Source organism: Nocardioides sp. (genome assembly GCF_051876515.1).
Taxonomy (GTDB): domain Bacteria; phylum Actinomycetota; class Actinomycetes; order Propionibacteriales; family Nocardioidaceae; genus Nocardioides.
In genome coordinates this window covers 1-17,639 of the sequence record NZ_JBJEHY010000089.1, presented here as the reverse complement: position 1 = coordinate 17,639, position 17,639 = coordinate 1, and the positions used below count along the sequence as shown (strand labels likewise).

Genomic DNA, 17,639 nt, shown 5'->3' with positions numbered 1-17,639 from the left:
CGACAAGAGATCGGACACAGGATGAGCAGCGGTGTGGTGGGGGCCAGGAGCCTCTACGACGAGGACCACGAGTACCTCCGCGAGACGGTGAGGTCCTTCGTGGCCAAGCACGCGGAGCCCAACGCCGAGCGGTGGAGCGAGCAGGGGAAGGTCGACCGCTGGCTGTTCACGGAGGCTGCCAGTGCGGGGCTGCTGGGGTTCAACATCCCCGAGGAGTACGGCGGCGGCGGGATCACCGACTTCCGGTTCAACGCCGTCATCGGCGAGGAGTTCTCGCGCAACCCCGTCTCCGACGGCCTTGCGTGCGTCGGTCTGGCCAGCGACATCGTGATCCCGTACTTCACCGACCTGACCAACGACGAGCAGAAGCGACGCTGGCTCCCCGGGATCGCGGCCGGCGAGCTGGTGGTCGCGGTCGCGATGACGGAGCCGGGGGGACCGGGTCCGACCTGGCCGGCATCAGCACCACCGCGGTGCGCGACGGCGACGACTACGTGGTCAACGGCAGCAAGGTCTTCATCTCCAACGGGCAGAACGCCGACCTCGTGGCCACCGCCGTGCGCACCGGGCCCGACCCGCACAAGGGACTGAGCCTGATCGTCATCGAGGCCGACCGCCCCGGGTTCAGCCGCGGACGCAACCTCGAGAAGGTCGGCCTGCACGCCCAGGACACCAGCGAGCTCTTCTTCACCGACGTACGGGTGCCGGCGAGCAACCTGCTGGGCGAGGAGGGCGGCGGCTTCCTGGGGCTCATGAGGAACCTGCCCCAGGAGCGCATCTCGATCGCGGCCAACGCGACCGCCGCCGCCGAGGGCGTCCTGGAGCGCACCCTGGCGTACGTGCGCGAGCGGACCGCGTTCGGCCAGCCGATCGGGCGCTTCCAGAACACCCGCTTCGAGCTCGCCGAGATGGTGACCGGCGTGCGGGTCACCCGGGCGTACGTCGACGGCCTCCTGGAGCGGCACACTCGTGGTGAGCTGAGCGCCGCCGACGCCGCAGCGGCGAAGTTCTGGTGCACCGAGCAGTACGTCAACGTCGTGAACCGCTGCGTCCAGCTGCACGGCGGGTACGGCTACATGCTCGAGTACCGGATCGCCCACGACTACCTGGACTCCCGGATCAGCACGATCTACGGGGGCACCACCGAGATCATGAAGGAGATCGTGGGGCGCGACCTCGGGCTCTGAGGGAAGTCGGCATTTCGTGGTCCGCGTGGACCGGTGCCTAGCATCAAGGCGTCCGGTCCACGCACCACTCACGTCCCGGAGGGCATCCTGAGCACCGAGCACCCCGTCGAGCAGCCGGTCACCGAGAGCCGTCCCGCCGCGGTCCTGTGGGACATGGACGGCACGCTCGTCGACACCGAGCCGTACTGGATCGCCACCGAGTTCGCGATGGCCGAGAAGTACGGCGGCACCTGGTCGCAGGCCCACGCCCTGAACCTCGTCGGCAACGACCTGCTCGCGTCTGGGCGCTACATCCGCGAGCACATGGGCATCGACCGCACGCCCGAGCAGGTCGTCGAGGAGCTCCTCGACGGTGTGGTGGCCCGGGTCGAGGAAGCCGTGCCGTGGCGTCCGGGAGCGGTGGAGCTGCTCGCGGACCTGCGCCGCGCCGGCGTGCCGTGCGCCCTGGTCACCATGTCGTACCGGCGTTTCGTCGACCCGATCCTGGCCCGCCTGCCCGAGGACACCTTCGCCACCATCGTGACCGGCGACCGGGTCGAGTTCGGCAAGCCGCACCCCGAGCCGTACCTCCTGGCCGCGGCAGCCCTCGGCGTCGCTCCCGGGCGGTGCGTGGCGATCGAGGACTCCAACACGGGTGCCAAGTCGGCGGAGTCCGCCGGCTGCACCGTCGTGGTGGTGCCCAACCACGTGCCCATCCTCGAGGGTCCGCGCCGCGTCTTCCACGACACGCTGGCCGGGCTGGGGGCCTCCGACCTCGCCCTGCTGCCCGCCTGAGCGCCTCCCTCAGTCCGTCCCGACGGGCGCCGGGACCACCGCCAACGGCGGCGGCGTCCCGCCGTACTCGGGACACAGCTCCTTGAAGGAGCACCACGCGCACAGGCGCGAGGGGCGTGGACGCCAGTCGCCGCTCGCGGTGGCGCCACTGATGGCGCGCCACACCGCCTCCACCTTGCGCTCGGTGGCCAGCAGGTCCTGCTCGTCGGGCTCGTAGCGGAGGACCTCGCCGTCGCCGAGGTACATGAGCTGCAGCAGCGCGGGGACCACCCCGCGGCTGCGCCACACGACGAGGGCGTAGAACTTCATCTGGAACAGTGCCTTGGCCTCGAAACCGGGGCCGGGCGAACGACCCGTCTTGTAGTCGACCACGCGCACCATCCCGTTCGGGGCGACGTCGAGCCGGTCGATGAACCCGCGCAGCAGCAGCCGTGACTCCAGCACCGTCTCGACGTAGGCCTCCCGCTCGGCGGGCTCCAGGCGCACCGGGTCCTCGAGGTCGAAGTAGCGGTCCAGGGCGGTGTGGCAGGTGGCGGTCCACCGGGCCCGTGCGGTGTCGTCGGCGAACATGGCATCGAGGTCGGGGTCGGCGTCGAGCATGCTGGTCCACGCCGGCGCCACCAGCGAGGCCGCGTGGTCGCGCGTGCGTTCGACCGCGGGGGCGTCGAAGAGCAGCTCGAGGACCTTGTGCACCACCGTGCCCCGCACGGCGTCGGGGGAGGGCGGCTCGGGAAGCCGGTCGACGCTCCGGAACCGGTAGAGCAGCGGACAGGTCATGAAGTCCCCCGCGCGGCTCGGGGACAGGGCCCCGACCACGTCCACGCCGTCGACAGGGGTGCTGAGGGACTCGGCGGGGGAGCTGGGCGCTACGGGGTGGGTCATGGCGCCGCCAGCCTAGGCGAGCGGTGGACGGACCGCAGCGCGCCTGCCCGCCCGCTCGCTAGGCTCACGGTGTGTCCGCCCCCTCCGCGCCGTCCCACCAGCAACCCCGACCACCGGGGGTGCTGCGTCTGGGCTCCATCGCGGGCATCGCCGTGTACGTCACGCGCTCGTGGTTCCTGGTCGCCGCGATGATCGCCCTGCTCGTGGCCCCCCGCATCGAGCAGGTCGAGCCCGGCCTCGGGTTCGGCACCTACGTCGTGGGAGCAGCGTTCGCGGTGCTGCTGTACCTCGCGATCCTGCTGCACGAGGCCTCGCACGCCCTCGTCGCCAAGCGGCTGGGGTACGGGGTCAACTCGATCACCCTGCACTTCCTGGGAGGCGCGACCGAGATCGACGGCGTCGCCCGCCGACCCGGCCACGAGTTCTGGATCGCCGTCGTGGGTCCGCTGACCTCCATCGCGGTGGGACTGGTCGCGCTGGGGGCGTGGTTCGTCACCCCCGAGGGTGTCCTTCGCGTCGGCGTGGAGGGCCTCGCCGGTGCCAACCTGCTGATCGGGATCATGAACCTGGTGCCCGGGCTGCCGCTCGACGGCGGCCGCGTGCTCAAGGCAGTGGTCTGGGGCGCCTCGCGCGACCAGCACCGCGGCACCCTGGCGGCCGGCTGGGGCGGGCGCATCGTCGCGCTCGCCGTGGTGGTGTGGCCCCTGGTCCAGCCGTACGTCCTGGGCGTGCGTCCCGGCATCTTCCAGACCGTCATGTTCTTCGTGCTCGGCGCCTTCATGTGGGCCGGGTCGACCGCTGCGATGACCCAGGCCCGGCTCAGGCGACGGCTGCCCGCGCTGCAGGCACGCCCCCTGGCCCGCCGCTGCGTGGCCGTACCGCGCGACACCCCGCTCTCGGAGGCGGTCCGCATGGCCCAGGACGTCCAGGCCGGAGGGATCGTCACCCTCGACCCGTACGGCGCCGCCGAGGGGATCGTGAACGAGTCCGCGATCCGCGCCACGCCGGAGGAGCGTCGCCCGTGGGTCCCGGCCTCGGCCGTGGCACGCACCCTGGAACCCGGGCTCCAGCTCGACGCCGACCTGGCCGGGGAGCAGCTCGTCCTCGCGATCAGCCGCCGGCCCTCCGAGGAGTACCTGCTCCTGGAGGACGACGGCACGATCTACGGCATCCTGGCCACCGCCGACGTCGACCACGCCTTCCGGCACGCCGCCCACTAGGCTGCGGGGCATGTCTGACGCGCCCCAGCCACGCACCGCCACCCCGGCGGCGCCCGCCCTTCCCGACGTCCCCGCCGAGGCCTGGGCGGGGGTGCACCGCGGACCCCTGCGTGAGGGGGAGTGGGTGCGGCTGGTCGACAACAAGGGGCGCCGGCACAACTTCGAGCTGGTCGTGGGCAAGCGCTTCTTCTCCAACAAGGGCCACCTCGAGCACGACGACATCATCGGTCGTGAGGAGGGCTTCACCCTCACCTCGTCGGCGGGCGGCCAGTACCTGATCTTCCGGCCGCTGCTCTCGGAGTTCGTCGTCTCGATGCCGCGCGGCGCCGCCGTGGTCTACCCGAAGGACTCCGCCCAGATCGTGGCGATGGCCGACATCTTCCCCGGCGCGAAGGTGATCGAGGCGGGCGTCGGCTCCGGCGCCCTGACCTGTTCCCTGCTGCGTGCCGTGGGGCCGTGGGGACACGTCGTCTCCTACGAGCGTCGCGAGGAGTTCGCGGAGGTCGCCCGCCGCAACGTCAACCAGTTCTTCAACGCCCCGCAGGGCCAGAGCCACCCGGCCTGGGACCTTCGGCTCGGCGACCTCGTCGAGGGCCTGCAGAGCACGGGCGAGCGGGCCGACCGCATCATCCTCGACATGCTGGCACCGTGGGAGTGCGTCGACGCGGTCGCCGACGCGCTGGTCCCCGGCGGCATCGTCTGCGCGTACGTCGCCACCACCACCCAGCTCAGCCGGGTCGTCGAGACCCTGCGTGCCCACGGCGGCTTCACCGAGCCGCAGCCGTGGGAGTCGCTGGTGCGGGACTGGCACGTGGAGGGCCTCGCGGTGCGCCCCGGTCACAAGATGATCGGGCACACGGCCTTCCTGGTCACTGCCCGCCGGATGGCTCCGGGCGAGCGCCCGCCGATCAAGAAGCGGCGCCCGGCGCCGGGCGCGTACGGCGTGGACTACAACGGCCCGCGCCCCGCCGACCTGCCCCCGCAGGTGCTTGAGGAGCACTTCGACGCCTGAGCCCGGCGCTCCTGCGGGAGCGGCCCGGTGACGGGCCGGTCACGGCGCGGCAACACCCCGGCCGGAGGGCCTTCCGTTCTCGTCACGCGCGGGTAGTGTCCGTCACGGAGGTGACGCCATGTCCGAGGCAACACGTGAGGAACTTGTCGCTCAGGTCGGCTTCCTGGAGGCCGAGGTCACTGAACTGCGCAGCCGGATCTCCGACCAGCCGTTCCGCTCGCGGGCGCTGGAGACCCGGCTCGCCGAGGCCGAACGCTCCCTGGCCGGCGTCACGGCGCAGAACGAACGTCTCGCAGGCACCCTCCGCGAGGCGCGCGACCAGATCACCCGCCTCAAGGAGGAGGTCGACCGGCTCGCGCAGCCGCCGGCCGGGTTCGGCACCTTCCTCGAGCGGCACGACGACGGGACCGTGGACGTGTTCACCGGCGGCCGCAAGCTGCGGGTCACCGTCAGCCCAGCGGTGGACGCCGACGAGCTCGTCCTCGGCCAGGAGATCCTGCTCAACGAGGCGCTCAACGTCGTGGAGCAGCTCGCCTTCGAGCAGGTCGGCGACGTCGTCATGCTCAAGGAGCTGATGGACGACGGCTCGCGGGCGCTGGTGATCAACCACGCCGACGAGGAGCGCGTGATCCGGTTGGCCGGTCCCCTCCGCGAGGGGCACCTGCGGGCCGGCGACTCCCTGCTCGTCGACGCGCGCACGGCGGTCGCGTACGAGGTGGTCCCGAAGTCCGAGGTCGAGGAGCTCGTCCTGGAGGAGGTCCCTGACATCGACTACGCCTCGATCGGTGGCCTCGGTGCCCAGATCGACGCGATCCGCGACGCCGTCGAGCTCCCGTACCTCTACCCCGACCTGTTCACCGAGCACCAGCTCAAGCCGCCCAAGGGCGTGCTCCTGTACGGCCCGCCCGGGTGTGGCAAGACGCTCATCGCCAAGGCCGTGGCCAACTCGCTTGCCAAGAAGGTGGCCGAGCGGACCGGGGCGGAGGGGCGCTCGTACTTCCTCAACATCAAGGGCCCCGAGCTGCTCAACAAGTACGTCGGTGAGACCGAGCGGCACATCCGTCTGGTGTTCCAGCGCGCCCGCGAGAAGGCCAGCATGGGCACGCCCGTGATCGTTTTCTTCGACGAGATGGACTCGTTGTTCCGTACGCGTGGGTCCGGGGTCTCCTCGGACGTGGAGAACACGATCGTGCCGCAGCTGCTCAGCGAGATCGACGGCGTCGAGCTGCTCGAGAACGTGCTGGTCATCGGCGCCTCCAACCGTGAGGACATGATCGACCCGGCGATCCTGCGCCCCGGGCGGCTCGACGTGAAGATCAAGATCGAGCGACCCGACGCGGAGTCCGCCCGTGACATCTTCAGCAAGTACCTGGTCGCCGACCTGCCGCTGCACAGCGAGGACCTCGCGGAGTTCGACGGGGACCGCGAGGCGTGCGTCGGCGGGATGATCCGGGCGGCCGTGGAGCGGATGTACTCCGAGAGCGAGGAGAACCGTTTCCTCGAGGTCACCTACGCCAACGGCGACAAGGAGGTCCTGTACTTCAAGGACTTCAACTCGGGCGCGATGATCCAGAACATTGTCGACCGCGCGAAGAAGATGGCCATCAAGGACTTCCTCGACCACCAGGACAAGGGCCTGCGGGTGCAGCACCTGCTGCAGGCGTGCGTGGACGAGTTCAAGGAGAACGAGGACCTGCCCAACACCACCAACCCGGACGACTGGGCCCGCATCTCCGGCAAGAAGGGGGAGCGCATCGTCTTCATCCGCACCCTGATCACCGGCAAGCAGGGCACCGAGCCGGGGCGCTCGATCGAGAACGTCGGCAACACCGGCCAGTACCTGTAGCACCGCGCCCGGACCGGGCCGCGGGCGAACGACGACCTGGAGGACTCATGGGGGACGAGGAGGTCGAGCGCGCCGATGTCGAGGCGCTGCTCGCGGCACGACGGGAGCTCGGGAGCGAGTACGAGAAGGAGCTCGTGGAGTCGTTCGCGGCCCGTGTGGAGGAGGCCGTGGCAGGCCGGACGAAGGCGGTGGCCGACCGTGACCGCAGTGACCTGCGGGACGCCGGCGCCGGGCAGATCCGTCAGTTCGTGCTCGGCGTCGTCTCGCTCGGGGTCGGAGTGCCGATCACGATCGTCCCGATGGTGGCCGCCGACGGTGCGCTCCCGGCGGTCGGGATCGCCTGGCTCGGGATCGCCGCTGTCAACGCCGCGCACGCCAGTGCGGTGAACGGGCGCGCCCGCCGTCGCTGAGGTGGCTCAGCGAGCCCGTCCCCGGGACAGGTAGGTCCACGGGGCCATCACGGCCGGCCCCTCCAGTGAGTCGTGCACCAGCGTCTCGACAGTCCACCCGGCCGCTCCCGCCAACGGTGCGGGCTCGCGTGTCAGGTGGCACCCTCCTGCCAGCCTGCGCTGCCAGGGCTCGAGCCGTCGCTGCCTGCGCGCCGTACGCGGGTCGGGGGAGAGGCCGTGCTCGAGGAAGTGGAGTGAGCCGCCCGGGCGTACGACCCGGCGCAGCTCGGCCAGCGCACGGACCGGGTCGGGAATGGTGCACAGGCTGAACGTCACGAGCGCGCAGTCGGCGCTGTCGTCGTCCACGGCCAGCAGCTGCCCGTCGAGTCCTCGCCGTTCAACGGGGACCCGGGACCGGGCGCGCCGGCGCTCCGAGAGCTCCCACCCACCGTCGGACGGCTCGACCGCCCAGACGTCGTTGACCTCGGCCGGGTACCACCGCACGTTGAGGCCGCTGCCGAAGCCGACCTCGATCACGGTGCCGCCCAGGCCGGCACACGTCAGGCCCCGCAGCTCCCCGACCTCGCGACCCCGCAACGACGCGTCGGTGAGCCTCGGCACGACCCGCTCGTCCCACCACCGAACCATGCGCCGAGGCTAGCCCCGCTGGGTAGGGTCGGTCCATGACGGTGCGACGCGTGATGGGCACGGAGGTCGAGTACGGCATCTCGGTGGCTGGCAACCCCGGGGCGAACCCCGTCCAGGCGTCGTCCCAGGTCGTCAACGCGTACGCCGCGGCCACCGTCACGGCCCGGCGGGCCAGGTGGGACTTCGAGGAGGAGACCCCCTTGCGGGACGCCCGCGGGTACGACCTGTCGCGGGCGGTCGCGGACCGGAGCCTGCTCACCGACGAGGAGATCGGCCTCGCCAACATCATCCTGACCAACGGTGCCCGCCTCTACGTCGACCACGCGCACCCGGAGTACTCGAGCCCCGAGGTGACCACGCCGCTGGACGTGGTGCGCTGGGACAAGGCCGGCGAGCAGGTGATGCTCGACGCGGCCCGTTTCGCCAGCGCGGTGCCGGGTGCGGCGCCGATCGTGCTGTACAAGAACAACACCGACAACAAGGGGGCCTCCTACGGCGCCCACGAGAACTACCTGATGCCGCGGTCGACACCGTTCCGCGACATCGTGAGGCACCTGACCCCGTTCTTCGTGTCCCGTCAGGTGGTCTGCGGGGCCGGCCGCGTGGGGATCGGTCGCGCCGGGCAGAAGCACGGCTTCCAGGTCAGCCAGCGTGCGGACTTCTTCGAGGTCGAGGTAGGGCTGGAGACCACGCTCAAGCGGCCGATCATCAACACCCGCGACGAGCCGCACGCCGACCCCACCGAGCACCGGCGACTCCACGTGATCATCGGTGACGCCAACCTGGCCGAGGTGTCGACGTACCTGAAGATGGGCACCACCTCACTGGTCCTCGCGATGATCGAGGACGGGTTCATCACGGCCGACCTGGACCTCGACCACCCCGTGCGGACGCTGCACGAGGTCTCCCACGACCCCACCCTGCGACACCTGGTGACGTTGCGGGACGGCCGCCGCATGACCGCCGTCGAGCTTCAGGCCCTCTACCTCGAGCTCGCCACCGCGTACGTCGAGAAGAGGTGGGGCGACGACGTCGATGAGCAGACCCGCGACGTGCTCGCCCGGTGGGGCTCCGTCCTGGACCGTCTGGCACGCGACCCGTACGAGTGCGCCCGTGAGCTCGACTGGGTGGCCAAGCTGAAGCTGCTCGAGCAGTACCGCGACCGCGACGGCCTGGACTGGGACCACCCCAAGCTGCACCTCATCGACCTGCAGTACTCCGACCTGCGGCCCGAGAAGGGGCTCTACCAGCGGCTCGTCGCGGGCGGCCGCATCGAGCGCCTCCTGGGTCCGGCGGACGTGGACGAGGCCATGCACCACCCGCCCACCGACACCCGCGCCTACTTCCGAGGCCGGTGCCTGGAGCAGTACGCCACCTCCGTGGCGGCGGCCTCGTGGGACTCGGTGATCTTCGACGTCCCCGGTCGCTCGTCGCTCCAGCGCGTGGCCACCGCGGACCCGCTGCGCGGCACCCGTGAGCACGTCGGGCCGTTGATGGACGGGTGCGGCAGCGTCGAGGAGCTGCTGGCGGCTCTGGGAGCCTGATCCGGCCTGCGCTCGGTGACCGCGTGGCGAGCGCTCCCGCGAGTGGGTGGGGGGCTATAGGGTCGACCCATGGCCCAGGAGCAGAAGCAACCCCGCAAGTCCACGGGGACCGAGGAGGTCACCGAGGAGTCCGTCGAGACGGACGTGGCCGAGCGCAAGGAGGCCCTCGACGACGACGTCGACGCCATCCTCGACGAGATCGACGAGGTCCTGGAGAGCAACGCCGAGGACTTCGTGCGCTCCTTCGTCCAGAAGGGTGGGCAGTGAGGCGATGACCGACCCCCGTCTGCCCGCGGCCTACCTGGCTCCCGGGTCGTCCTCGTTCGCCGACTTCCTCGCCTCCCAGGCACCCGAGCTGCTGCCCAGCAACCGGGCGGTGCCCGCGGGTGACGCCTCCGCGCTCGCTCCGCACGGCACCACCATCGTCGCGGCGACCTTCCCCGGTGGCGTGATCATGGCGGGCGACCGGCGCGCCACGATGGGCAACATCATCGCCCAGCGCGACATCGAGAAGGTGTTCCCGGCCGACGAGTTCTCCGTGGTGGGGATCGCAGGCACTGCTGGGCTGGCCGTCGAGATGGTCCGCCTCTTCCAGACCGAGCTGGAGCACTACGAGAAGATCGAGGGCTCCTCGCTGTCGATGGACGGCAAGGCCAACCGCCTCGCCGCCCTGATCCGGGGCAACCTCGCCCTCGCCATGCAGGGTCTCTCGGTCGTCCCGCTCTTCGCCGGCTTCGACGTGCGTGAGGAGCAGGGGCGGATCTTCAGCTACGACGTCACCGGGGGCCGCTACGAGGAGACCGCCTTCCACGCGGTCGGGTCAGGCTCGCTGTTCGCCCGCGGCGCGCTGAAGAAGCTCTACCGCGGCGACCTGACCGAGTCCGAGTGCGTGCTGGCCGTCGTGCAGGCGCTGTACGACGCCGCGGACGACGACTCCGCCACCGGAGGGCCGGACCTGACCCGCCGGATCTTCCCGGTGGTCCACGTGATCACCGGCGACGGCGGTCGCCGCCTGCCCGACAGCGAGGTGGCCGAGGCCGCCGACCAGATGATCGCCTCCCGGATGCAGCGGCCCGACGGGCCCGCCGCCAGCCTGACCTGAGGACCACGCCATGAGCACCCCGTTCTACGTCTCACCCGAGCAGCTGATGAAGGACCGGGCCGACTTCGCCCGCAAGGGCATCGCCCGCGGTCGGTCGGTCGTCGCGCTCCAGTACGCCGACGGCGTGCTGTTCGTCTCGGAGAACCCGTCCAAGGCACTGCACAAGGTCAGCGAGATCTACGACCGGATCGCGTTCGCCGCCGTCGGCCGCTACAACGAGTTCGAGAACCTGCGCATCGCCGGCGTGCGCCTGGCAGACATGCGTGGGTACTCCTACGACCGTCGCGACGTGACCGGACGCGGGCTGGCCAACGCGTACGCCCAGACCCTGGGGACCATCTTCTCCTCGGGCGGGGAGAAGCCGTACGAGGTGGAGATCTTCGTCGCCGAGATCTCCGACGACCCCGCGGACGACCAGATCTACCGCCTGACCTACGACGGCCAGGTCGCCGACGAGCACGGGTACGCCGTCATGGGCGGCGCGGCCGACGTCGTCGGTGGACACCTCGAGGAGCACTTCACGGCCGGGCTCGACCTGGGCGCCGCCGTACGTCTGGCGGTGAAGGCGTTGGGGCACTCCGAGAGCGGCGACCGCGTCATCGAGGCGGACGACCTCGAGGTCGCGATGCTGGACCGGACACGTTCCCAGCCCCGCAAGTTCACCCGGTTGCGGGAGTCGCGACTGGCCGAGCTCCTGTCTGCCCCCGTCGAGGAAGCCTGAAACAGCACCGCGCGCCCTGCATCCGGCGCCGCTGGACCTCGGCGAGTCGTGCGCGGGTGTGACCTGTCTGACTAGTGTGGCGTCATGGACCGGAGGATCTTCGGGATCGAGAACGAGTACGGCGTCACCTGCACGTTCCGCGGGCAGCGCCGGCTGAGTCCTGACGAGGTCGCCCGGTACCTCTTCCGCAAGGTCGTCTCCTGGGGGCGTTCGAGCAACGTCTTCCTGCGCAACGGCGCCCGTCTCTACCTCGACGTCGGGTCCCACCCCGAGTACGCCACCCCCGAGTGCGACGACCTGGTCGAGCTCGTCACGCACGACAAGGCGGGCGAGCGCATCCTCGAGGGGTTGCTGATCGACGCCGAGCAGCGGCTCCACGGTGAGGGGATCGCCGGTGACGTGTACGTCTTCAAGAACAACACGGACTCAGCAGGCAACTCCTACGGATGCCACGAGAACTTCCTCGTCGGACGGGCCGGGGAGTTCGCGGACATCGCTGACGTGCTGATCCCGTTCCTGGTGACCAGGCAGCTGCTGGTGGGCGCGGGCAAGGTGGTCCAGACGCCGACCGGGGCGAAGTACTCGATCAGCCAGCGCGCCGAGCACATCTGGGAGGGCGTCAGCAGCGCGACCACGCGCAGCCGTCCCATCATCAACACCCGCGACGAGCCCCACGCCGACGCTGAGCGGTTCCGCCGGTTGCACGTGATCGTGGGGGACTCCAACATGTCCGAGACCACGACCCTGCTCAAGGTCGGCTCCTGCGACCTGGTGCTGCGGATGATCGAGGAGGGGGTCGTCATGCGCGACCTCACCCTGGAGAACCCGATCCGCGCCATCCGCGAGATCTCCCACGACCGGACGGGGCGTCGTCGGCTGCGGCTGGCCAACGGCCGCGAGGCGTCCGCCCTGGAGATCCAGTCCGAGTTCCTGGCCAAGGCACGGGACTTCGTCGACCGCCGCCAGCTGTCCACCCCCACGACCGAACGGGTCCTGGACCTGTGGGAGCGGTGCGTCAAGGCGATCGAGTCCGACGACCTGAGCCTGGTCGAGCGCGAGATCGACTGGGTCATCAAGTGGCGCCTGATCGAGCGGTACCGGGCCAAGCACCAGCTGGCCTTCAGCGATCCGCGGATCGCGCAGCTCGACCTCGCTTACCACGACATCCGCCGCGACCGCGGCCTCTACTACCTGCTGGAGAAGCGGGGTGCGGTGGCACGGGTGTGCGACGACGTCCGGATCTTCGAGGCCAAGTCCGTGCCGCCCCAGACCACCCGGGCGAGGCTGCGGGGGGAGTTCATCCGCGCCGCGCAGGAGCACCAGCGGGACTTCACCGTGGACTGGGTGCACCTCAAGCTCAACGACCAGGCCCAGCGCACGGTGCTGTGCAAGGACCCGTTCCGCGCCACCGACGAGCGGGTCGAGCGGCTCATCGAAGGCATGTGACACCGACGTCCACGCGGTTCTTCGGACGTACGGCTAAGGTTTCCGCTGGGCCGCGCGCGCGTGGCCAGTGACTCGTTCCCCTGTCGTTAGGTGATCCACGTGCTCCGTCGCACCACAGTCCGCAACCTCGCCGCCGCCGGCGCCCTCCTGCTCGGTCTCGGCACGCTCGCCGCGTGCGGTGAGGACTCGTCCGAGCCGGCTGGCAAGGGCCTCGACTCCGTCACCATCACCGGTGAGGCGGGCAAGGCGCCGGAGGTGAAGTTCGACGGCAAGCTCGAGGCCGACGGGATCACCTCGAAGGTCCTCATCGAGGGTGACGGCGAGGAGACCGCCAAGGGCGACGAGATCCTCACCCGCATGTGGATCGGCAACGGCTTCTCCGGCACCGAGGTCTACTCGAACTGGGAGGCCTCCGCCGAGGTGCTCCCCGTCGACGACACGATCAGCAAGCCGCTGCTGGAGGCCCTCGAGGGCCAGAAGATCGGCTCGCGCGTCGCCGTCCTGGCCTCCGCGCTGGACAGCTTCGGTGAGGCCGGCAACTCCCAGCTCGGCATCGGCAACCAGGACGCGGTCCTGTGGGTGGTCGACCTCGTCGACATGGCCCCGGAGCCCCTGGACGGCCCGCAGGGCAAGAAGCTCAAGCCGGCCAGCTGGGCGCCCACGCTCGTGGGCAAGGAGGGTGCCTTCACCGGCTTCGACTTCAAGGGCACCAAGCCCAACGGCAAGCTCCGCCACACCGTCCTGATCCAGGGCGACGGCGCCAAGGTCGCTTCGGGCCAGACCATCACGGTCAACTACCTGGGTCAGGTCTGGAAGGCCAAGAAGCCGTTCGACGGCTCGTTCGGCAAGGAGCCCATGCAGACCCAGATCGGCGTCGGCCAGCTCGTCAAGGGCTGGGACGAGACCCTCGTCGGGCTCACCGTGGGGTCCCGCGTCATCATCGAGATCCCGCCGGCCAAGGGCTACGGCAAGGAGGGCAACGAGGGTGCCGGCATCAAGGGCACCGACACGCTCTACTTCGTCGTCGACATCCTCAACGCCGTCTGATCCGACCGCGGCAGGTCGTCCATGTCCCAGAGGAAAGCCGAGCGGCTGCTCAACCTGCACATCATGCTGCTGGGTTCGCGTCGCTTCGTCACCAAGCAGCACATCCGTGACACCTTGTACGCGGGCTACCCGCACACCAAGGCCGGTGACGACGCGTTCGAGCGCAGCTTCGAGCGGGACAAGGACGACCTCCGCGCGATCGGCGCCCTGATCGAGGTCGGCAGCAACGACGTCCTCTTCGACGACGAGATCGGCTACCGCATCCCCACCGAGCAGACCTCGCTGCCGGAGGTCCGCTTCGAGGCCGACGAGGCGGCGGTGCTGGGCCTCGCGGCCCGCACCTGGCGGCAGGCCACGCTGGCGAGTGCGGCGGAGTCCGGTCGCGCCAAGCTGGTGGCCGCAGGCGTCGACATCGACGCCGCCCGGCTCGACGTCGTGACGCCGGCGCTGGGTGCGGAGGAGCCCTCCTTCGACCAGTTCTGGGAGGCGACGCAGCAGCGTCGCGTCGCCACCTTCTCGTACCGCCGGACCGGTCAGCCGGAGTCGAGGCGCCGTCTCCAGCCCTGGGGAGTCCTGCGCGCCTCGGGCCGCTGGTACGTCGTGGGCCACGACCTGGACCGCGGCGAACGGCGGGTGTTCAGGCTCTCCCGGGTGGTCGGTGACGTCCAGCTGGGGCGCCAGACCGAGGCGTACGAGGTGCCGCCCGACACCGACGTGCGCGCGATCGCTGCCTCGCTCGACCCCGAGCAGCCCCGTCTCGACGTCTCGTTCCTCGTGCGGGCCGGCACGGCCCAGGGGCTGCGCCGGCACGCGCACACGGTCGAGAGTGGCGTCAGCGGGCCCACGGACGAGGTGGTCTGGGACCGGGTGGTGGTCCAGCTGAGCGAGTACGACGCCGCGAACGAGGCGCTGGCCCACGGCCCGGACGTGGTGGTCGAGTCTCCCGCAGCGGTGCGCGACGCGGTCGTGGCCAGGCTGCGGACGGCCGTGGGGGAGGACGCATGAGCGGACAGGCCAACGCCAAGGAGCAGGTGGCCCGGCTCCTGGCCCTGGTGCCGTACCTGCTCTCGCGTGGCGAGGTCAGGGTGGCTGACGCCGCGGAACACTTCAACGTCTCACCGGCCCAGCTGCGCAAGGACCTCCGGGTCCTGTTCATGGTGGGCCTTCCCGGCGGCATGCCCGACGACCTCATCGACGTCGACCTCGACGCGTTCGAGGGCGAGGGAGTCATCCGGGTCGGCAACGCCGACTACCTCTCCCGTCCGGTGCGGTTCGCCCCCGCCGAGGCCGCCGCACTGACCGTCGCGCTGGGCGCGATCGTCGACGCGGTGGACGAGGTCGGCCAGGAGGTCATCGAGCGCACCCTCGACAAGCTGCGTGAGGTCGTGGCCGCCGCCGACGCGCTGCCGCACCTGCACGTCGACCCCTCCGACCTGGCTGCCAGCGACGTCGAGCGGACCCTCGCCGAGGCCGTGCGTGCGCAACGGCAGGTGCGGATCAGCTACCACGCGGCCAGCAACGACGAGGTCACGGAGCGTGTCGTCGACCCACGGGGACTGGCCCACGTCGACGGGCTGCGCTACCTCGACGCGTACTGCCACACCGCCCGCGCCGAGCGGGTCTTCCGCGTGGACCGGATCCTCGACGTCACCCAGCTCGACACGCCGGTCGCTGACCCCTCGGCGCGGCCCCGCGACCTGACGCGCGACTGGTTCACGCCCGGCAGCGGCACCTCGGTCACGCTCCTGCTCTCCGCCGGGGCGGCCTGGGTGCCGGAGTACTACCCCGTCAAGGCGGAGCGTCGCCACGACGACGGAAGGGTGGAGGTCGACCTCGAGGCGGACAACGGCTCGTGGGTGATGCGCCTGCTGATGCGCCTCACGCCCGAGGTAGAGGTCCTCGCGCCTGCTTCGTTGGCGACCGAGCACCGGGCCAGACTGCGCTCGGCGTTGGACCAGTACGACACCTCCGTCACTTCCTGACCGCTAGACTTCTGAAGTACCCCCGACCCACGACTGGGAGATCCTGATGTTGTACCCACTGATCTCCATGCCCATGGGCATGGAGTGGCTGGTCATCCTGGCCATCGTCATCCTCGTCTTCGGTGCCGCCAAGCTTCCCGACCTCGCCCGCAGCGGCGGCCAGGCCCTGCGCATCTTCAAGTCCGAGACCAAGGCCCTGCGCTCGGAGGACAAGGACGACGACGACAACGTCACCGGCTCGATCGTGAGCGAGACCGTCGAGCCCGAGGCCTCGCCGGTCGAGCGCGGCGACGAGAAGGCGTGAGTCCTCTCACTCCATGATGCGAGGATTCCTCGGCCTGCTGCGCGGCAAGCCGGTCCACCCGGTGGGCCCCGACGGCCGGATGCAGCTCTCCGACCACTTCCGTGAGGTGCGCGCGCGGCTCCTGCGCATCGTGCTGCTGTGCGTGGTCGTCTTCATCGTCGCGCTGTTCCAGTTCGACCTCCTCAACGACATCGTCTACGGGCCGTACCACGAGGTCCTCGCCGTGCTTCCCGAGGGCACGAGCATGCAGACGACGAGCGGGGCCGGCGGCGGTCTCATGCTCTACCTGCGCCTGGCAGCCTTCGCGACCGTCGTGGTGACGGCTCCCTACTGGCTCTACCAGGTCTGGGCCTTCCTGCTCCCCGGGCTGCACGCGCACGAGCGCCGCTGGTCGCTGGTGTTCGCAGCCATCGCCGGCCCGCTCTTCATCATCGGCGTCGTGCTGGGGTACGTGACCTTCCCCAAGGCGTTGGAGATCCTGATCGGGTTCAACCCGCCGTCGGTGGTCAACCTCGTCGAGTCCAGCGAGTACCTCACCCTGTTCACCCGCACGATGCTGGTCTTCGGCATCGCCTTCGAGATCCCCGTCTTCGTGGTGCTGCTCAACTTCGCAGGGGTCGTCAAGGGCAAGCAGCTGGCCCAGTACCGCGCCTGGATCATCGTCGGCACCTTCGTCTTCGCCGCCGTCGCGACGCCGTCCGCGGACCCGTTCACGATGACGTTCATGGCTGTGCCGATGGTGCTGCTCTTCTTCGTCTCCGAGGTGATCGCGCGCGTCAACGACCGACGTCGCGAGGCACGCAAGCCCAATGCCGGGCTCTCACCCGACGAGGCGTCGGTCGTCTGAGGTGGTTCCCGTACTCGCACTGAGCGCCGTCGACGCGTTCGACCTGCCCGAGTGGCTGGGGACCGAGCAGGTGGTGTGGACCGCTGAGTCGGGTCTGCGCAGCAGCCACCACGTGGTCGGCACCCTCTCCTCGGGACCGGCCTCTGACGCCGCTCACCGGCTCGCGTGCGACCTGGTCGCGGTGGACGAGGCGTACCCGCAGGCCGTGGCCGACGAGGACGTGCGTCAGCAGACCCACCGTGCCTGGCACGACGGTCAGGTCCTGGTCGGTCTGGTGGGGGAGCGGGTGACGTTGGCCCTGCCCGGCACCAGGGTGGGCGTCGACGTGGCCTTCGACGCCCTCGCCCGCCTCGCCCGCGCCGTCGGTGCGGACCCTGAGCGGTACGCCCTGCTCTTGCGGATCGGCTCCGACGCCAGGGCGTCGCGGCGCTAGGCTCACGCGCATGAACGACCAGCAGCCGGCCGCGCGGAGGATCGCCCTGCTGACCAACCCGACGGCGGGCAAGGGCCGGGGCGCCTCGTACGGCGAGCAGGCCGCACGTCGCCTCGCCGACGCGGGCTTCGAGGTTGTGGCAGTCAGCGGTGCGGACGCCCATGACGCGGTCGCCCGGTCGCGCACGGCCGTCGCCGGGGGCTGCGAGGCTCTGGTGGTGTGCGGGGGTGACGGGACGGTCCACCTGGGCCTGCA

At 70.5% G+C, this 17,639-nt stretch carries 21 protein-coding genes; 19 read left to right on the top strand and 2 right to left on the bottom strand.

Translation table 11 applies throughout. The features are described 5' to 3' along the window. Positions 1-21: 21 nt before the first annotated feature. Genes ACI379_RS06305 through ACI379_RS06295 form a run of 3 tightly spaced genes read left to right on the top strand, consistent with a single transcriptional unit; the run spans position 22 to position 1,961 of the window. Entirely contained in the window at positions 22-591 is a 570-nt protein-coding gene (locus ACI379_RS06305; RefSeq protein ID WP_439791224.1) for an acyl-CoA dehydrogenase family protein, read from the top strand. Then, positions 474-1,187 (top strand): acyl-CoA dehydrogenase family protein, encoded by a 714-nt coding sequence (locus ACI379_RS06300; protein ID WP_439791223.1) that lies wholly within the window; start codon positions 474-476, stop codon positions 1,185-1,187. The genes ACI379_RS06305 and ACI379_RS06300 overlap by 118 nt, the downstream gene beginning before the upstream one ends. A 33-nt stretch (positions 1,188-1,220) precedes the next feature. Continuing rightward, positions 1,221-1,961, top strand: coding sequence for an HAD family hydrolase (locus ACI379_RS06295; protein WP_439791222.1), 741 nt, complete (start codon positions 1,221-1,223; stop codon positions 1,959-1,961). A gap of 9 nt (positions 1,962-1,970) precedes the next feature. On the opposite strand, the gene ACI379_RS06290 is transcribed toward ACI379_RS06295, so the two are convergent. After that, positions 1,971-2,843: a RecB family exonuclease gene (locus ACI379_RS06290; RefSeq protein WP_439791221.1), complete on the bottom strand. Its 873-nt coding sequence runs from the start codon at positions 2,841-2,843 to the stop codon at positions 1,971-1,973. A 71-nt stretch (positions 2,844-2,914) separates the two neighbouring features. On the opposite strand from ACI379_RS06290, the gene ACI379_RS06285 reads away from it, so the two are divergent. The 4 genes from ACI379_RS06285 to ACI379_RS06270 all read left to right on the top strand — a co-directional run bounded on the left by ACI379_RS06285 (position 2,915) and on the right by ACI379_RS06270 (position 7,331). Beyond that, a complete protein-coding gene (locus ACI379_RS06285; protein ID WP_439791220.1) occupies positions 2,915-4,063 on the top strand; it encodes a site-2 protease family protein in 1,149 nt (382 codons plus the stop codon). A gap of 10 nt (positions 4,064-4,073) precedes the next feature. Beyond that, positions 4,074-5,075: a tRNA (adenine-N1)-methyltransferase gene (locus ACI379_RS06280; RefSeq protein WP_439791219.1), complete on the top strand. Its 1,002-nt coding sequence runs from the start codon at positions 4,074-4,076 to the stop codon at positions 5,073-5,075. 118 nt (positions 5,076-5,193) lie between these two features. Then, on the top strand, positions 5,194-6,921 hold the full coding sequence (arc, locus tag ACI379_RS06275) for a proteasome ATPase (RefSeq protein WP_439791218.1): 1,728 nt from the start codon (positions 5,194-5,196) through the stop codon (positions 6,919-6,921). A gap of 47 nt (positions 6,922-6,968) precedes the next feature. Further along, positions 6,969-7,331: a hypothetical protein gene (locus ACI379_RS06270; protein WP_439791217.1), complete on the top strand. Its 363-nt coding sequence runs from the start codon at positions 6,969-6,971 to the stop codon at positions 7,329-7,331. Between the two features lie 6 nt (positions 7,332-7,337). Here ACI379_RS06270 and ACI379_RS06265 read toward each other — a convergent pair whose 3' ends face one another. Beyond that, positions 7,338-7,958 (bottom strand): class I SAM-dependent methyltransferase, encoded by a 621-nt coding sequence (locus tag ACI379_RS06265; RefSeq protein ID WP_439791216.1) that lies wholly within the window; start codon positions 7,956-7,958, stop codon positions 7,338-7,340. 35 nt (positions 7,959-7,993) lie between these two features. Between ACI379_RS06265 and dop the strand changes: the two genes are divergently transcribed. The 12 genes from dop to ACI379_RS06205 all read left to right on the top strand — a co-directional run. Beyond that, positions 7,994-9,502, top strand: coding sequence for a depupylase/deamidase Dop (gene dop, locus ACI379_RS06260; RefSeq protein ID WP_439791215.1), 1,509 nt, complete (start codon positions 7,994-7,996; stop codon positions 9,500-9,502). A gap of 69 nt (positions 9,503-9,571) precedes the next feature. Then, complete coding sequence (locus ACI379_RS06255) at positions 9,572-9,769, top strand: ubiquitin-like protein Pup (protein ID WP_439791214.1); 198 nt, start codon at positions 9,572-9,574, stop codon at positions 9,767-9,769. A gap of 4 nt (positions 9,770-9,773) precedes the next feature. Then, positions 9,774-10,604: a proteasome subunit beta gene (gene prcB, locus ACI379_RS06250; RefSeq protein WP_439791213.1), complete on the top strand. Its 831-nt coding sequence runs from the start codon at positions 9,774-9,776 to the stop codon at positions 10,602-10,604. Between the two features lie 10 nt (positions 10,605-10,614). Continuing rightward, positions 10,615-11,325, top strand: a complete 711-nt coding sequence (prcA, locus tag ACI379_RS06245) for a proteasome subunit alpha (protein WP_439791212.1) — start codon at positions 10,615-10,617, stop codon at positions 11,323-11,325. An 84-nt stretch (positions 11,326-11,409) separates the two neighbouring features. Continuing rightward, the gene (gene pafA / locus ACI379_RS06240) at positions 11,410-12,771 is read left to right on the top strand and encodes a Pup--protein ligase (RefSeq protein ID WP_439791211.1); all 1,362 of its coding nucleotides are present in this window, start codon (positions 11,410-11,412) and stop codon (positions 12,769-12,771) included. Positions 12,772-12,870: 99 nt separating this feature from the next. After that, positions 12,871-13,818 carry an FKBP-type peptidyl-prolyl cis-trans isomerase gene (locus ACI379_RS06235; protein ID WP_439791210.1) on the top strand — a complete coding sequence of 316 codons (948 nt, stop codon included), beginning with the start codon at positions 12,871-12,873 and terminating at the stop codon, positions 13,816-13,818. A gap of 21 nt (positions 13,819-13,839) precedes the next feature. Further along, positions 13,840-14,823, top strand: coding sequence for a helix-turn-helix transcriptional regulator (locus ACI379_RS06230; RefSeq protein WP_439791209.1), 984 nt, complete (start codon positions 13,840-13,842; stop codon positions 14,821-14,823). Next, on the top strand, positions 14,820-15,800 hold the full coding sequence (locus ACI379_RS06225; protein WP_439791208.1) for a helix-turn-helix transcriptional regulator: 981 nt from the start codon (positions 14,820-14,822) through the stop codon (positions 15,798-15,800). Before ACI379_RS06230 ends, ACI379_RS06225 begins: the two co-directional genes overlap by 4 nt. Positions 15,801-15,846: 46 nt before the next feature. Next, positions 15,847-16,104, top strand: a complete 258-nt coding sequence (locus ACI379_RS06220) for a Sec-independent protein translocase subunit TatA (RefSeq protein WP_439791207.1) — start codon at positions 15,847-15,849, stop codon at positions 16,102-16,104. A 13-nt stretch (positions 16,105-16,117) separates the two neighbouring features. Next, entirely contained in the window at positions 16,118-16,951 is an 834-nt protein-coding gene (gene tatC, locus ACI379_RS06215; RefSeq protein WP_439791206.1) for a twin-arginine translocase subunit TatC, read from the top strand. Between the two features lies 1 nt (position 16,952). Next, positions 16,953-17,384 carry a hypothetical protein gene (locus tag ACI379_RS06210; RefSeq protein WP_439791205.1) on the top strand — a complete coding sequence of 144 codons (432 nt, stop codon included), beginning with the start codon at positions 16,953-16,955 and terminating at the stop codon, positions 17,382-17,384. A gap of 10 nt (positions 17,385-17,394) precedes the next feature. Next, on the top strand, positions 17,395-17,639 hold a 245-nt coding region (locus ACI379_RS06205; RefSeq protein ID WP_439791204.1), incomplete at its 3' end, for a diacylglycerol/lipid kinase family protein.

What these genes read in the sequence shown, in the direction of transcription:
- ACI379_RS06280 (WP_439791219.1), top strand. Translation starts at nt 4,074, where the DNA reads ATGTCTGACGCGCCCCAGCCACGCACCGCCACCCCGGCGGCGCCCGCC.
- dop (WP_439791215.1), top strand. Translation starts at nt 7,994, where the DNA reads ATGACGGTGCGACGCGTGATGGGCACGGAGGTCGAGTACGGCATCTCG.
- ACI379_RS06255 (WP_439791214.1), top strand. Translation starts at nt 9,572, where the DNA reads ATGGCCCAGGAGCAGAAGCAACCCCGCAAGTCCACGGGGACCGAGGAG.
- ACI379_RS06265 (WP_439791216.1), bottom strand. Translation starts at nt 7,958, where the DNA reads ATGGTTCGGTGGTGGGACGAGCGGGTCGTGCCGAGGCTCACCGACGCG.
- tatC (WP_439791206.1), top strand. Translation starts at nt 16,118, where the DNA reads ATGATGCGAGGATTCCTCGGCCTGCTGCGCGGCAAGCCGGTCCACCCG.
- ACI379_RS06290 (WP_439791221.1), bottom strand. Translation starts at nt 2,843, where the DNA reads ATGACCCACCCCGTAGCGCCCAGCTCCCCCGCCGAGTCCCTCAGCACC.
- ACI379_RS06305 (WP_439791224.1), top strand. Translation starts at nt 22, where the DNA reads ATGAGCAGCGGTGTGGTGGGGGCCAGGAGCCTCTACGACGAGGACCAC.
- prcA (WP_439791212.1), top strand. Translation starts at nt 10,615, where the DNA reads ATGAGCACCCCGTTCTACGTCTCACCCGAGCAGCTGATGAAGGACCGG.
- ACI379_RS06225 (WP_439791208.1), top strand. Translation starts at nt 14,820, where the DNA reads ATGAGCGGACAGGCCAACGCCAAGGAGCAGGTGGCCCGGCTCCTGGCC.
- ACI379_RS06220 (WP_439791207.1), top strand. Translation starts at nt 15,847, where the DNA reads ATGTTGTACCCACTGATCTCCATGCCCATGGGCATGGAGTGGCTGGTC.
- prcB (WP_439791213.1), top strand. Translation starts at nt 9,774, where the DNA reads ATGACCGACCCCCGTCTGCCCGCGGCCTACCTGGCTCCCGGGTCGTCC.
- arc (WP_439791218.1), top strand. Translation starts at nt 5,194, where the DNA reads ATGTCCGAGGCAACACGTGAGGAACTTGTCGCTCAGGTCGGCTTCCTG.
- ACI379_RS06230 (WP_439791209.1), top strand. Translation starts at nt 13,840, where the DNA reads ATGTCCCAGAGGAAAGCCGAGCGGCTGCTCAACCTGCACATCATGCTG.
- ACI379_RS06270 (WP_439791217.1), top strand. Translation starts at nt 6,969, where the DNA reads ATGGGGGACGAGGAGGTCGAGCGCGCCGATGTCGAGGCGCTGCTCGCG.
- pafA (WP_439791211.1), top strand. Translation starts at nt 11,410, where the DNA reads ATGGACCGGAGGATCTTCGGGATCGAGAACGAGTACGGCGTCACCTGC.